Annotated in this window: 10 protein-coding genes; 7 read left to right on the top strand and 3 right to left on the bottom strand. The window is 42.3% G+C overall.

The window, feature by feature from the left end; genetic code table 11:
- Window positions 1-14: 14 nt before the first annotated feature.
- The 3 genes from AC2SLM_RS07040 to AC2SLM_RS07030 all read left to right on the top strand — a co-directional run bounded on the left by AC2SLM_RS07040 (window position 15) and on the right by AC2SLM_RS07030 (window position 8,102).
- Window positions 15-5,837, top strand: coding sequence for a beta strand repeat-containing protein (locus tag AC2SLM_RS07040; RefSeq protein ID WP_486552870.1), 5,823 nt, complete (start codon window positions 15-17; stop codon window positions 5,835-5,837).
- Between the two features lie 332 nt (window positions 5,838-6,169).
- Window positions 6,170-7,630 carry a Na+/H+ antiporter NhaC gene (nhaC, locus tag AC2SLM_RS07035; protein WP_486552868.1) on the top strand — a complete coding sequence of 487 codons (1,461 nt, stop codon included), beginning with the start codon at window positions 6,170-6,172 and terminating at the stop codon, window positions 7,628-7,630.
- Between the two features lie 331 nt (window positions 7,631-7,961).
- A complete protein-coding gene (locus tag AC2SLM_RS07030) occupies window positions 7,962-8,102 on the top strand; it encodes a hypothetical protein (RefSeq protein WP_486552867.1) in 141 nt (46 codons plus the stop codon).
- A gap of 94 nt (window positions 8,103-8,196) precedes the next feature.
- Here the strand turns inward: AC2SLM_RS07030 and AC2SLM_RS07025 are convergent, their stop codons facing one another.
- Window positions 8,197-9,183: a glutathione S-transferase family protein gene (locus tag AC2SLM_RS07025; protein ID WP_486552865.1), complete on the bottom strand. Its 987-nt coding sequence runs from the start codon at window positions 9,181-9,183 to the stop codon at window positions 8,197-8,199.
- Between the two features lie 367 nt (window positions 9,184-9,550).
- On the opposite strand from AC2SLM_RS07025, the gene potA reads away from it, so the two are divergent.
- From potA to AC2SLM_RS07005, 4 genes are read left to right on the top strand one after another with little or no spacing between them, the layout of a single operon-like run.
- Window positions 9,551-10,699: a spermidine/putrescine ABC transporter ATP-binding protein PotA gene (gene potA / locus AC2SLM_RS07020; RefSeq protein WP_486552864.1), complete on the top strand. Its 1,149-nt coding sequence runs from the start codon at window positions 9,551-9,553 to the stop codon at window positions 10,697-10,699.
- On the top strand, window positions 10,692-11,597 hold the full coding sequence (potB, locus tag AC2SLM_RS07015) for a spermidine/putrescine ABC transporter permease PotB (protein WP_486552862.1): 906 nt from the start codon (window positions 10,692-10,694) through the stop codon (window positions 11,595-11,597). The genes potA and potB overlap by 8 nt, the downstream gene beginning before the upstream one ends.
- Window positions 11,598-11,607: 10 nt before the next feature.
- The gene (gene potC / locus AC2SLM_RS07010; RefSeq protein ID WP_486552861.1) at window positions 11,608-12,384 is read left to right on the top strand and encodes a spermidine/putrescine ABC transporter permease PotC; all 777 of its coding nucleotides are present in this window, start codon (window positions 11,608-11,610) and stop codon (window positions 12,382-12,384) included.
- 9 nt (window positions 12,385-12,393) lie between these two features.
- Window positions 12,394-13,554, top strand: a complete 1,161-nt coding sequence (locus AC2SLM_RS07005) for an ABC transporter substrate-binding protein (RefSeq protein WP_486552860.1) — start codon at window positions 12,394-12,396, stop codon at window positions 13,552-13,554.
- A gap of 33 nt (window positions 13,555-13,587) precedes the next feature.
- Here AC2SLM_RS07005 and AC2SLM_RS07000 read toward each other — a convergent pair whose 3' ends face one another.
- Together AC2SLM_RS07000 and AC2SLM_RS06995 are read right to left on the bottom strand one after the other, a co-directional pair.
- The gene (locus AC2SLM_RS07000) at window positions 13,588-15,018 is read right to left on the bottom strand and encodes a heavy metal sensor histidine kinase (RefSeq protein WP_486552859.1); all 1,431 of its coding nucleotides are present in this window, start codon (window positions 15,016-15,018) and stop codon (window positions 13,588-13,590) included.
- Window positions 15,018-15,719, bottom strand: a complete 702-nt coding sequence (locus AC2SLM_RS06995) for a heavy metal response regulator transcription factor (RefSeq protein ID WP_486552857.1) — start codon at window positions 15,717-15,719, stop codon at window positions 15,018-15,020. The genes AC2SLM_RS07000 and AC2SLM_RS06995 overlap by 1 nt, the downstream gene beginning before the upstream one ends.
- Window positions 15,720-15,922: the final 203 nt, after the last annotated feature.

The following is a 15,922-nucleotide window of genomic DNA, read 5'->3' as shown; positions in this document are numbered from 1 at the left end:
CAGAGCAGACCACAGTGAGCTTTAAAGGCGATGATGACACTGCCACCTATACCGTAACAGGTGCAAATGGTGAGACAGCAACCGTCAGTGGTCCAGACAGTAACGGTATCTACACTGCAGTATTTGATAGCCCACTTGCAGCCAATACCGTTGTTAGCATTAAAGGTGTTGATCAAGCAGGTAACACAGGCAGCGCTAATGGCGCAGTGCCAGAGACGGTTACCCATACCGATGATACCGCGCCTGTGATTACAGACGTTGCGGTACAACAAGTCGATAGCAGTGACCCTGCTGATAATACGGTTGATAACACCAAGGTTACCTTTACCGGTGATGACGCGGATGCGACTTACACAGTAACATCACCAGATGGGACAACAGTGACGGCCACAGCAAATGGTGATGGGACTTACACCGCCGTGTTTGACACACCGCTTAATGCCGATGATACCGTCACCGTTACTGGTACGGATATTGCGGGTAATTCAGATTCAGCGACAGGAACTGTGCCAACTGACATCACTTATGACGACACCACAGCACCTGCGGTTGATATCGTCGAGATTAAACAGATTGATAGTGATAGTCCTGCTGATGGTGTAGCGAATACGACCAGCGTTACCTTTACAGGTGATGATGACTCTGCAAGCTATACTGCCACAGGTCCAGATGGTGAAGTTGGAGACGTGACTGATAATGGCGATGGTACCTATACTGCCGTGTTTAGTCCTGCCTTAGCGACTGGAGCGAAGATAACGGTTACTGGTACAGATGTTGCGGGTAATTCAGATTCAGCGACAGCCACGGTGCCAACTGACATCACTTATGACGACACTACTGCGCCTGAGATTACAGACGTGGTAGTTGAGCAAACAGACACCAGTGATGCTGCTGATAACATACCAGAGCAGACCACAGTGAGCTTTAAAGGCGATGATGACACTGCTACTTATACAGCAACTGCACCTAATGGTGTACAAGTAGTCGCTACTGCGGATGTTGATGCTGCTGGTAATAAAACTGGCACCTATACAGCCGTATTTACCTCAGCGCTAAATACCTACGATATTATTAAGATTGAAGGGGTTGATAAAGCAGGTAACACAGGTACAGGCCAAGGCGTTGTACCTTCTGAGATTACCCTTACCGGTGATACGAGTGCACCAGATGCCCCTGTGGTTGACAGTGCGGTTAATAACGATACCAACAATGATGGCATGCCAGATAGCACCACCATCACAGGTAGCACAGAGCCTGGTTCTAAAGTTGAAGTTAAAGATGCAGACGGTAATGTGATTGGCAGTACCACTGCAGATAGTAATGGTAACTACGAGGTCACCACAGATCGCGTGGTTGCTGATGGTGAAACCATTGACGTTACAGCAACTGACATTGCCGGTAATGAATCTGAACCAACTAAAGTTGTTGGCGATACCAGTGCGCCTGAAATCACAGAAGTTGTGGTTGAACAGATTGACACCAGTAATCCAGCTGACACTACCGCTGAGAGTACAACCGTGACGTTCACAGCAGATGATGCGGACGCCGTTTATACAGTAACAGGTCCTAATAGTGCGACAGTGACCGCCACTGCAAATGGTGATGGTACTTATACAGCCACCTTTGAGCCTGCACTACCAGCGGATATTGAATTAATTATCATAGGTGTTGATCAAGTAGGTAATACAGGTACAGGTACAGGGATAGTCCCATCTGAGATTACCCATACAGGTGATAAAACTCCACCTGAAGCCCCTACGATTACTGTGCCTGTACCAAGTGCCGGTCAAGGGGGTGAATACAACGCTGAAGATGTAGGCAGTGATGGCACCATTACAGTCAATATCGATATGCCTGCGGGCACTGAGGTTGGAGACACCCTAACAGTGACTGTTGGTAATGATCAGCAAGAGGTTACTGTTGACAACACTATTTTAGTCAATGGTTATAACGTAGAGGTACAACCTGGTACTAATGTGACTGCAAGCGTGACCGATAAAGCGGGTAACACAGGTGCAGATGCGTCTGAGACTGTACCAACAGCAGATACGACAGCGCCAAATAACAGCTCCACGCAGCTTGTTATTAATGACATTACTGATGATAACGTTATCAATGCAACAGAAGCACAAGAAGATGTTGCTGTTACCGGTCGTGTAACTGGCGACTTTAGTGCCGGTGATATGGTAACGCTTACGGTTAATAGTAAAGCGTACACAGGAGTGGTGGATCAAGACGGCAACTTTAGTATTGCTGTACCAGGCTCTGAGCTGGTTAAAGATGGCGATACCACCCTAGATGTATCAATTGAAGCCACAGATGCTGCGGGTAACACGGGCATAGTGACAGCGACTAAAGGCTATGATGTTGACACAGAAATCTCAACACCTGTCATAAACTTCAACGATACAGGTGTATCAGCTACTGATAACCTTACAAAAGACGGAACTTTAATCATTTCAGGTATGGATGAGGGTGATAGCATAGTCAGTGTTAAAGCTACAAAAGTAGATGGAACAACTGAAACTATTACTTCTAATAACAGTGGAAATTATGTACTTGGTGAAGGTGATTATAGCAATATTGTTGTAAATACAAAGGATGCGTCTGGTAATACAGCAACTGGCAATTCAGGTCCAATAATTGTTGACACAACAATCCCAACCGAAGCACCAACAATAACCTTCCCAGAAAATTTAGATGGAACAAATTCTATGGGAGAAGCTTGGCTAAACGCAGAAGAAAATGGTACAGGTTACAACGCTGGAAATACGCCAGTTCGTATCTCGTTATCTCAAGGTACAGAGTTAGGGGACACAGTAACATTAACAGTCAATGGGAATGTCTCAAATCCAATCACCATTAAAGTATCAGAATCTGACTTAAGTAGAGGATTCGTACAAACTATCCTAGATATTGATACTAATGGTGATGGAGATATTGATGTTTCTAAATTAACCGTGACTGCTCAAATCAGTGATGCAGCAGGTAACCAGTCCCCTGACGGTACTGACACTTTATATATTGATACAGTAGTACCAACAGTATCAGTGGATAGTTTAACCACAATTGATACAACGCCTGCTCTGTCGGGTTCTATAGATGATCCTAATGCGACAGTGGTTGTGACTATTAACGGTGAAGACTACACCGCAACGAATAAAGGAAATGGCACTTGGACATTAGATGATGGACTAATTCCAGAAAATAACGCACTAGCAATAGGAGAGCATGAAGTCACTGTGAAAGCGACGGACCCTGCTGGGAATACTGGCGTTACTATGGGTACCGTTGCAGTGAAAGCAATACCAGAGATAAGCTCATTTGAATTAATAGATGATGATAATGCTGAAGTTATGAATGCTATTAATACTTTAGAAGAGTACGCTAAGGCTAATGATATTGTATTCAATACTCGATTAAAGCCTAATGAATATGTAGGAGTAATTAATAACGATGAAACAAATACATCCACAGTATCAGATAATGTGACAAATGATACTTCTGTTGAATTAAAAGTAACATTATCTGAAGAGCTTCCTGATGGTTTTGTTGTAAATATTTATAATGAAAATAACAATATAGTTGCTTCAACATCTGATGATACCTTAAAGCTTATCGACAACAAGACCAATACTTATACCTTTATGGATGATCGCTATGAAAGCCAAGATCTTAAAGATGGTGAGTACAACTATACAGTTAACTTAGTGAATGCTATAGACTCTAGTAATCAATCTATTGTCGATACTAAATCTGCAGATATGATTTTAGACACTAATGTCGATATTGACTTATATGATGCTAATTTCTTTGGTAATGCTTCTCATCACTTTAATTTGAACTTTAGAGGAACAGATGAAGTTGGAATAGAAAACGCTTATATATATTTGACTTATCAGGGTATTACGGGAAGTCCAAGCATAGTCACTGAGAATATTGTCAATAATTCATACTCCTTAATTGTTAATGATTGGACTGGAGAATCTAGTAAAGATGCACGTATTTACGAGGTTGATGAGGCAGGTAACACAAGTGAGACGAGGTTGGCATATTTTGATTGGTTAGATCAAAATACTGTAAACAATCAAACTACTATGATTTATGAACAAATGACAGATGGTTCTCCGAATAACCGAACAGTTACCTCCAATAGCAATGAAGGTTACTTAACTTCCGACAGTAATGAAATTATCATTATTGAAAACCACGTTAGAGATAAAAGTACGCTTAGTACTTTAGGAGGAGATGATCGTGTACTGCTCGGTATTAATTTGGAAGGCAGTTCTACAATTAATCTAGGTGAAGGTAATAATAGTCTTGTGGTTGGTGCTTCAGATCGACAAGAAAACAATGGATATATTACCAATGGAAGTAAAGTGACTGCTGGTAGTGGTAATGATACTCTATCTGTCCGAACTAATATTGATAACTCAGGTGTTAATCTAGGTGATGGCGATAATACTATTACTGTCGGTGGATATATATGGAGGCTAGATAACGGTAATCATTCAATTAAGACGGGTACTGGAAACGATACGGTTAGCGTTGGAGGCAATATAGATGAGTCGCCAATTGATTTAGGCGAGGGTAACAACAAATTAACAGTAGGCACCTACTTTGAACAATCAACGCTTACTACAGGAGCAGGAAAAGATACCGTCGAAATTGCAACCGTTTTAAGAGCCAGTACCATTGATACCGGTAACGGAGTTGGTATTATTTCAGTAGGTAGTGAATTAAGAAACAGTACTATTACAACAGGTAACGCTAATGATGAAATTACAATAGGTACATTAGTCTCTGCTCAGGATGGCTTGAGTTTAAGAGGTAAAGCAATTATCAATGCAGGTAATGGAGATAATACTATTACGGTTGGTAAGAAAGGCGCTAACAATGCTCTAGTGGATGCAACCGAACCTAATCAACAAGCTTCTGTAATTACCGGAAGTGGTAAAGATAAAATTTATATTTATGGTGTATTACAAGGACAACACGCAGAAGTTCTCTCAGGTGCAGGTAATGATACTTTATTAATAAATTCTGTCATTGCTAAGGCAACAGTTAATGCTGGTGCAGGAGATGATAAAGTTGATATTGGCACTTTAGGCAATTCATCTGGAGGCGATCCATTGTTAGACGCTGGTGCAGGCAGTGATACTGTAACTATTGGCAATTTTGTTAAAGGTGGTATCACTTTAGGGACAGGCCAAGATATTTTGTCAATAAAAACAATGGAACGAGGCAATATCTATACTGGAACATCGTCAGCCAATGAGGACAACCTTAAAGATATCGTCAAGTTAGATAACCTTCAAGGAGGCACTGTTAATCTTGGTGTTGACGATGTAATGAATATTGAAACCATGAACAATGGTACGATTAACTTGAGTGCTCAAAACGATACAATTACTATTGGTGATGTTGTGTCTGATGGAATGAGTATTATTGACTTCAATGGTGGTACTATCAATGGTGGTGCTGGTACAGATACTGTTGAGGTAACTGGAGGTAATAGAATCAATGCTAAATACTTCACTAATATTGAAACCTTCGATCTCGGAATAGGTAATGCGAGTAACCGAATCGATATACAGTCTGAAGACGCTGAATCCAATCGTAGTACTATCTATGTTAAAGGAGATAGTAGTGATACTGTCGACTTGGGTGCTAACGGCAACTATAATAATAATAATACTGATACATTCAAAGGTGAAAGAGGTAGTGGTGATGACTGGAATCTGAACGGTACTATCAACGTAGATGGTATTGATTACGGTATTTGGGAAACTGATGATGTTACAGTTTATGTTCAAGAGGGTATTACTGTCATCTAACCAATGTATTTAACATGCTTAGACGAAAAAAAACGTCCTCTCGAGGGCGTTTTTTTGTGTCATAAACAGTCGATCTAAAGACTTAAAAACCGTCAAACCCATCAAAACACTTGATAACTCACATAAATTTTTATACCCTTATGACTCTTTTAACCAAACATTTGTCCAATATTAAAACCGCTAGATGCATACTCTATTAGAGATAAGGAGTTGATTTATAGGTACTAATAGTAGCTAAACGCTCAATCATAAGTTGCTATTGTATTTAATAGACTATGGATCCGGCTAAACCTTTTAAGTGTTTAACAGACCCTGAGGAGAACCTATCGGTTATGATCAAAAACAAGCCCTACGATCCTGAGGTAAAGGGCTATAGAGCCTCATCAAACTTTTTATTAGATATTGCCCCTCTTGTACTCACCGCCATGATATTGATGGTGCAGTTCTTCATCTTCAAAGACTTTACCCCTCACATCCCGTTAGCCTGTGGTATTTTAATTACAGCTGTCTTTATGGCGGCACGTGGTCGTAGTTGGGAGGGTATGGAGTCACGATTTTTACGTGTTATCCGAGTCGGCCTGCCCGCTATTATTATCCTGATGGGCGTCGGTATGTTAGTCGGCTCTTGGATTATAGCGGGTACCGTGCCGACTATTTTGTATTACGGATTTGATATATTTAGTCCTTCATCTTTTTTGGTATCGGTTTGTATTATTTGTGCCATTATTTCCATAGCAACGGGCTCTTCATGGGGTACGGTGGGTACAGTCGGTCTGGCAATGATGGGTATCGGAGTAGGGCTTGGTTTACCGCCTGAGTTAACGGGCGGCGCGATTGTTTCAGGTGCCTTCTTTGGTGATAAGATGTCGCCACTTTCAGACACCACCAATTTAACGCCAGCGGCAGCAGGAATAGACATTTGGGACCATATCAAGGGATTATTACCGACTACCTTGCCAGCGCTAGTGATTGCACTGGGTTTATATGCTTGGATAGGCAGTGGGTATAGCTCTGACTCAGTAGATATGTCGTCAGTGAGGGGTATGCAGGCCACGCTTTCTGCCAACTACAATATTAGTGTCATAACGCTCTTGCCAGCTGTGGTGGTGATTGGCGCTGCAGTGATGAAATTTCCTGCCATTCCCACTGTATTGATAGGGGTGTTTGTGTCGTCACTCATCGCTTTCTTTTTACAAGGGGTCGGCGTACATGACATCTTTACAGTATTGCAAGATGGTTATGTCAGTAAAACGGGCATAGAGACCGTTGATCAATTACTGACCAAAGGCGGGGTCATGTCGATGACGTGGGTGGTGACGTTGACTATTTTTGCTCTCGCCTTTGTTGGCTCTCTTGAGCACTACGGTACCCTAAAGGCCATCATGGCAAAGCTCAACAAAATAGTGAAGACCAGATTCGGTTTGGTAGGGTCCACCTATGCCATCGTATTAGGCGTGGGTACTATCATTGGCGATGTATATACGACGCTTGTGTTACCGGGGCGTTTGATGAAGGACAAATACAAGCAAATGGGCTTTAATCGAACCACCTTGACCCGTACAATCGAGGACGCTGGTACTTTATTATCGCCCCTCATTCCTTGGAATATGGGTGGTAGTTATGTTGCGGCAACGTTGGGCGCCGCCACACTCACTTATGCACCGTATGCCTTTGTGTGTTGGATTTCACCGCTGATTGGTTTGCTGTGGCTAGTCCTTAATAAGTTCATTCCACGTGAAGAACCACAACGCGTCGAGGCGATGGAGAATTTAGTACATCCAGACGCTCGTTAATTTAAATGGGTGTGTTAGTTAAGACATTATTAGATTAATCCATCAAGTCAAGCATAAAAAAGCCACTCTCACTATGAGAGTGGTTTTTTTATACTTGCAGTTTTTGACGGCTTATATTGCATGTTTTATGAAGGTATACGTTATATTAGGGTAACTAAATCTACTCATTATAATTTAGTTTTAATTAATAAATTTGGTGGTTAATTAATAAAATGATTCTTAGTTGCTGATGCTTTTGATACTGGATAATATATCCAATGTCTATAAGGATACTCTTTCTGATAGTACTGCCTGTATCGTTGAGGCTCGGGTCAAAGGTACTAAGTCAAGCATGAGTAATGATATTTTAACGACTGATAATGCTATCAATACACCATCAATCTACTGTTTTACAGTAACCAAAAAAACCCAGCTGCGCTATATGGAGTGGAGCGGCAACTGGGCTGAAGGAAAGGGCTACTTTTTTTATTAAATCGTTATTATGTTTTTATTAAAGGCCATTTATTATTTAGTATTATTTTATTGAGCCTATTTTTATTGGGTTTTATTTTAATCGTATCAGCGATTTATGCCGATAGCTTTTCACGACCATGTGATGTCATAAAATCAATCTCTGGGCCAACCGGTACGACTAAGGTTGGGTTAATAGTGTCATGGCTTGCATAATAATGGGTTTTGATGTGATCCATATTCACTGTTTCTGCCACGCCCGGTACTTGATACAGGTCGCGTAAATAGCCCCATAGGTTAGGGTAGTCGACGATGCGTCTGATATTACATTTAAAATGACCGACATACACAGGGTCGAAGCGGACTAAAGTCGTGAACAAGCGCCAGTCTGCTTCCGTAATAGTGTCCCCAGTTAAGTAACGGCGAGTCGCTAAGCGCGCCTCGATTTTATCCAGTGCTTCAAATAGACTAACCACTGCTTCTTCATACGCTTCTTGGGTAGTTGCAAAGCCTGATTTGTATACACCATTGTTGATATTTGGGTAGATGTAGTCGTTTAGCTCATCAATCTCACTACGTAAATCTTCTGGTAAGAAGTTAACCTCTTTGTTAGCGCCCACGTCAGCAAACGCTGAGTTAAACATACGAATGATTTCTGATGATTCGTTGCTTACAATGGTGTTGTTCTTTTTATCCCAAAGCACAGGTACGGTGACTCGGCCGGTATAATCTGATTTCGCTTTGGTATAGATTTGATGCATATAATCAGCATTAAAGATTGGATCAGGGATAACGCCATCACCTTCATTAAATGTCCAACCATGCTCATGCATTAAGGGATGTACGACAGACACTGAAATCATGTCTTCTAGACCTTTTAACTTACGATAAATGAGCGTACGGTGCGCCCAAGGGCAGGCTAATGACACATAAAGATGGTAACGATTTGGCTCTGCTTTAAATCCCTCAACACCGCTAGGGCCTGCGCTGCCATCAACAGTAACCCAACTTCTAAAGCGAGAGATATCTCGCTGGAAGCGGCCACCGGTTGCTTCTGTATCGTACCACTGGTCGTGCCATTTACCTTCAATTAATAAACCCATGTTGAGCTCCGTAGTTAATGTTAGTGACTTCAATAGATTGATATGAATAAATTAAAAAATTAACTTAAAAGTGAGAGTCGTAAAATTATTGTTATGTCTTTTTAATTTCAGCATCTGTATGGTACCCCTTCGTTTGGTAACAATAAACAGGTGTTATGGCAATTGATTGTTCTGATTTTTAGAACACATACAAATGGTCTGAACGACATCAATCACCTTATAATAGCTTTATAAACAGCCACACTTGAATAGGCGGTTTGACACACAAATCGCCTAACAGAAATGTACCCGCATCTGTTGATTTTTGTGACAGGTCATGTAGGATAAGCATCTCGCTATTTTACCCCTTTGATATGAGATCGCTGCTATGTCGCTTAACGAATCTTCTGCACACACCTCAGCAAATCCGACAGAAAAAAAGTCATTGCTGCGTATCCGTGGGCTAAATAAAGCCTACGATGATACTCAGATTTTAAAGAGTATCGACTTAGATATTTATGACGGTGAGTTTTTGACTTTATTAGGACCTTCTGGCTGTGGTAAAACCACCTTACTGCGACTAATTGGCGGGTTCGAGATGCCAAATGCCGGTACGATGTCACTTGATGGTGTTGATATTACCAGCTTGCCCGCTGAGAAGCGTCCGATTAATACTGTATTTCAGCAGTATGCGTTATTTCCGCATAGGAATGTGTTTGACAATATTGCGTATGGCCTCAAGCTTAAAAAGGTACCCAAAGCGGAGATTAAAGAGCGTGTGCAAGAGGCGCTAGCAATGGTGCAATTAGAGCATGTCATTAACCGCCGTGCTCAAGATTTATCCGGTGGTCAGCAGCAGCGTGTGGCGATTGCACGTGCGGTAGTGAATCGTCCTAAAATGCTGTTATTAGATGAGCCACTATCTGCACTTGATGCCAAAATGCGGGTGCAAATGCAGTCGGAGCTAAAACGTTTGCAGCGTGAGCTTGGCATTACCTTTGTGTTCGTGACCCACGATCAAGAAGAAGCGCTATCGATGTCAGATAGAATTGCGGTAATGAAAGCGGGTGAGTTCCAGCAAATCGATTCACCCATTCGTATTTATGAGAGTCCGGCGAACTTATTTACCGCAAACTTTATTGGCGAGACAAACTTATTCAAAGCGCGTGTACTTGAGGTTAATGAGAGCCGTATTAAGGTTGAAGTTATCGAACAAAAAGAGGGTTTTCATCCGATACGAGATTTGCCACGTCCGAAGTTTGAGGTGCAAGTGGGGCAGAGTATTAACCTGTTATTACGCCCAGAAGATATCCGAGTCTACTATTTAAACGAAGGCTATGATGGTCTAGTCGGACACGTGATTGACAGTGCGTATAAAGGCAGTACCCTTGATTCGGTGATTGAGCTGCAAAACGGCAATAAGATTAAAGCCTCTGAGTATTTCAATGAAGATGACCCGAACTTTAACTATAAGCTTGGCCAAGAAGTCAGAGTAGACTGGGTCGACGGCTGGGAGTGGATATTGCCTGATGAATAAATCAACCTTAACAACCCCCTCGGCAGTCAATAACAATAATAGTGGACGTACCTTTCAGCGCGTCACCTTGTTTGTGATATGGGCATGGCTGATTATTTTTGCATTAATTCCTAATATTCTGGTAGTGCTGGCAAGTTTTCTGACCCGTGATGACGATACCTTTTTAGCACTGCCTTTGACCTTAGACAGCTATCTACGCTTTGTAGACCCTCTGTATGTCAAAGTATTTTTGCATTCGCTTAGCATGGCAGCCATTACCACTATTATTTGTTTAATATTAGGCTATCCATTTGCCTGGTTAATTAGCCGTGCCTCCAAACGATGGCAGTCGTTTTTGATGCTGCTATTAATCATTCCATTTTGGACCAACTCTTTGGTACGTCTGTATGCGGTAAAGCTGATTGTCGCCGCTAACGGCCTGTTAAGTACTGCATTAATTGGCATGGGACTTATTGATGAGCCATTGCAAATTTTATATACCCAGAAAGCAGTAATTGGCGGGCTAGTATATTTGTTATTCCCGTTTATGGTATTGCCGTTATATGCCGTATTTACTGATTTGCGTGAGGATATTGTCCTAGCATCAAAGGACTTGGGTGCCAATAAATATCAAACCTTTTGGCATATTATCTTGCCATTGACCACACCGGGTATTATCTCGGGCGTGCTGCTAGTATTACTGCCTGCGATGGGCATGTTCTATGTTGCTGATATTTTGGGCGGCTCACGTAACTTACTGGTGGGTAATATTATCAAGTCGCAGTTCTTAGATGCGCGCGATTGGCCATTTGGTGCCGCTGCCAGTGTGTTATTAACACTGACCATGGCGATATTGATAGCCGCTTATTACGCCAGTAGTAAGCGTATCGGCAAAACTGACCATCACGAAGTGACTTAGGGAGTAGGGTATGAGTGGTTTATTTAAATGGCTGGCAAGCCTCTATTTAACCCTGATTTATTTGGTGATGTATGCACCTATTTTGGTAATGGTGGTGTTCTCGTTTAACGCCTCCAAAGTCGGTTATCACTGGGGCGGTTTTAGTTTTAATTGGTATCATGAGCTGTTTAATAACGAGGCAATGATACAAGCTGCGATTAATTCTGTGTTATTGGCGGTGGTCGCCGCAACAGTGACCACAGTGATTGGTGGGTTGACGGCTTTGTCGTTTCAGCGTTATGACTTTAAGGGCAAAGGCGTACTTAAAAGTTTACTATTTGTGTTAATGATGTCCCCTGAGATTGTTTTAGCGATATCACTGCTCGCGTTATTCTTAATCATAGGCATTGAGCTTGGCTTTGTGACCTTGTTATTGGCTCACATTACCTTTTGTCTGCCCTTTGTGGTGATTACCGTTTCTGCTAGATTGAGCAGCTTAGATAATAGTGTGCTTGAAGCCGCCCGTGATCTGGGTGCCAGTGAATTCACCATGATTCGCACCGTATTATTGCCGATTATCATGCCGGCCGTGTTGGCAGGTTGGGTACTCGCTTTTACATTGTCATTGGATGATGTGGTGGTATCGACCTTTAATACCGGCGCAAGCTTTGAGATATTGCCTTTGCAGATATATTCGATGGTACGCGTCGGCGTTAAGCCTGAGGTCAATGCAGTGGGCACAATTTTATTGGCAGTCTCGTTAGTTGGACTCGTCATTTCACAATTATTGTTACTCAAAAAACGTTAAGGAGCGCATATGTCATCAAATAATGGGTATTCACGCAGACGTTTTTTGGGCATGTCCGGGGCAGGACTTTTAGCCTTATCCGGCCTGAGTTTGACGGCTTGCCAGCCCTCTAACACAGGCTCAAATGGTAATGAATCAGATTCTGACCCATCAGATGCTAATCAGTCCTCAACTAATAACGCATCGGGTAACAATGTAGTCAACGTCTATAACTGGACGGAGTACATCTCCGACAGTGTGCTCAAAGCATTTACCGCTGAGACCGGTATTGATGTTATTTATAGTACCTTTGACTCAAATGAGGCCATGTACGCCAAGCTTAAACTGACTAAGGGTAGTGGCAACTATGATGTTATATTCCCCGGCACTGACTTCGTCGATAAGATGCGAAAAGAGAATCTACTTGAGACGATAGATCATAGTAAATTATCGAACTTTAAGCACTTAAACCAAGCCTTTTTAGATGCTGAATTTGATCCAAGTAATAAATTTAGTGTCCCTTATTTATGGGGGTCATCAGGTATAGCGGTCAATACACAGCGTATAGATAAAGCTTCTATTGCCTCATGGGATGATCTATGGCGTCCTGAATATGAAGGCCGCGTCATGCTTATGAATGACTTACGCGATGTCTTTACCATGGGGTTATTAACCTTAGGCTACCCACCAAGTACTCAAGACCCAAACCATATTAAAGCGGCTTATGAAAAGTTATCAAAATTGATGCCCAATGTTCGCACATTCAACTCTGACGCACCACGTATGCCGTTTATGGAAGGGGAGACCTATTTAGGGCTGGCATGGAATGGCGAGGTCATCATGGCTCAAGACCAAGGTATGCCTGAGCTTGATTTTGTCTACCCAAAAGAGGGGGCAATTATGTGGATGGATAATATGGCCATTCCAAAAAATGCCAAGAACCTTGAAAATGCTTATACCTTTATCGATTTTATTTTACGTCCAGAAAATTCAGCCATTATCAGTGAAGAGATTGGCTATGGCACACCCAATAAAGCAGCCATCGCACTCATGCCGGAGGAAATAGCGAACAATCCTATTATCTATCCGCCTGAAGACCAACTCGGTCATGCCTTGTTCCGCAGCGATGTCAGCGACTCGACCATGGCGCTATATCAGCAATACTGGGACCGCCTAAAGGTAGATATGTAAGCGGTTAATCAGAGCTGCATTTAATTATGAGCATTAGCTGCGGCGCAAAGTAATGGTCATTTCAAATAGCGTTGGATTAATGACGTTAACACTTACTTGACCGTTATGTGCCTTGGCGATTGCTTTGACAATAGACAAACCCAAGCCGGTACCGGCTTGGGTTTTACTGGTTTTATGATGCCGATAAAAGCGCTCAAATAAGCGATTGGCTTCCGCTTGAGTAATAGGCTCATCAAGCTCATTGCTAATCACAATTGTCACCGTATTTTGCGGTGATTGATTTGACTGGCTAGATGAGTAGGCTTCTATATTAATTGTGCTGTCATTTCTGGCATAGTAAATGGCATTAGACAGTATATTGGCAAATAGACGTTGTAGCAGGCCTTCATCGCCTTTGACGGAGCCATAATTGCCTTGAGTGATAAGGCGAATGTCTCTCTCTTCAGCGATAAATTCATAATACTCCACAAGCTTGGCAAGCAGGCTGTCTAAATTAACCTCTTTTAACTGCGAATCGCTCAGCCCTTTTTGTGTTTTTGCCAATAGCAGCATGTTATTAATCAGCCCAGATAACTGCTCTAATGCGCTATGCTGATGGTGAAGCTGCTCAATGTAGTCCTCAGTACTGCGGGGACGACTTAACATGACTTGAGTTTGGGTACTTAAGCTTGCAATCGGAGTACGCAGCTCATGCGCGATATGATCAGAGAAGCGTGATAGTGATTCAAAATTGTCTTTTAGCTTATCCATCATCACGTTATACGATTCGGCTAAAGGTCGCAGTTCGCTCGGCATATCACTCACTATAATGCGCTCATCAAGCTGCTCTGTGCTGATGCCTTTCATCTTTTGCACAAAGGTAGAAAGCGGAGAGAAGCCCCAATACACACTTAACGCGGCAACCGATATCAGCAGTAAAGTAATTGCCGCTAAAATTAATCTAAGTTGAAAATTAAACTGATTTAAATATAAATGATGCACATCAATGGGCAGGGTTATTAGATATAACGTCTGCCGATTATTGATGATAATCGCGCGGTAATGTCGCTGCTGTAAGGACAAATCAAACTGCCTGTCGCCATGTTGTTGATATAGGCTGCGAATATCTAGTTTTCGAAATAGCTTATCATTTGACGAGCCGCTGGTATCCGCACTGGCAGGGTGCCAAAGGGGTTGACCGCTTGTATCAAAGGCGAAAAATTGAATGTCATAATTAAGCCCTGCGCTGTGATTGTGATTGGTACTGTTTTGGATGAGGCTGGCTTGATTTTGCTCATTAGCTGCCTTACGCAGATTGTAGGCTGCATGGGTTAATATCTCGGCATCCATCACCTCAAAGTGCTCACTCACCGAACGCTGAATCCAAAAATACACCATCACTTGGCTAATCACCACAAATAGGGTGATTAAAATGATGGTACGCCACAATAGAGATATTCTAGTGCTGATCGGACTACTGGGCATTAAGGTTTATCCTGTGCTGCACTGTCTAAGACCGCTAACTTATAGCCCATACCGCGCACCGTATGAATGAGCTTGGGCTCAAAATCCTCATCAATTTTTAAACGCAGGCGCCGTATAGCCACATCAATGACGTTGGTGTCACTGTCGAAGTTCATATCCCACACTTGAGAAGCAATCACTGAGCGCGGCAGCACTTCGCCCTCTCGCTCCAGCATGAATTGCAGTAGGGCAAACTCTTTTGAAGTCAGCTGAATGGGCGTGTTGCCCCTATGTACTGTGCGCTTGGCAATATCGAGTGTTAAGTCAGCCAGTTCAATTAAGGTGCTCTTATAATTGGACTGATTGGCGCGTCTTAGCAAGCTTTTAATACGTACTACCAATTCTGCAAAAGCAAAAGGCTTGGTTAGATAATCATCACCCCCAATCTCAATCCCTTTAATACGGTCTTCCAAATCATCTTTGGCGGTCAAAAATAGTACGGGCGTAATGTGACCGGCGGCGCGGTAGTTTTTTACCAAATCAAACCCGCTAACATCTGGCAGCATGACATCCATGATAATCACATTGTAGGTTTCAGACATTAGCGCATGATAGCCGTCCAAACCATTTAGCTTATGTTCAACCAGAAAGCCTGATTCAGTTAGGCCTTTTTTTATGTATTCGCCCAGCGTGACTTCGTCTTCTACTAATAAAATCTTCATGCCTGCCTCATATCTTTGTGCAATCAATAGCTATTTTGCTTCCCTAAGCGCTGTAGGGCATGGTGCTATATTAGAGTATATGCTGCGAGAATAACATCCTGCCGTTTGAAGATGACAAATTTGTAATGTTGGCGTCATGTTGATGTCATTTGCGAACCGATATGATGAGTGTCAGATGGTGTTTTCTTTTTTAAAATGTTCTG

The sequence above is a fragment of the Psychrobacter sp. CX16 genome (assembly GCF_057396245.1).
This window is presented reverse-complemented; position numbering and strand designations above follow the sequence as displayed.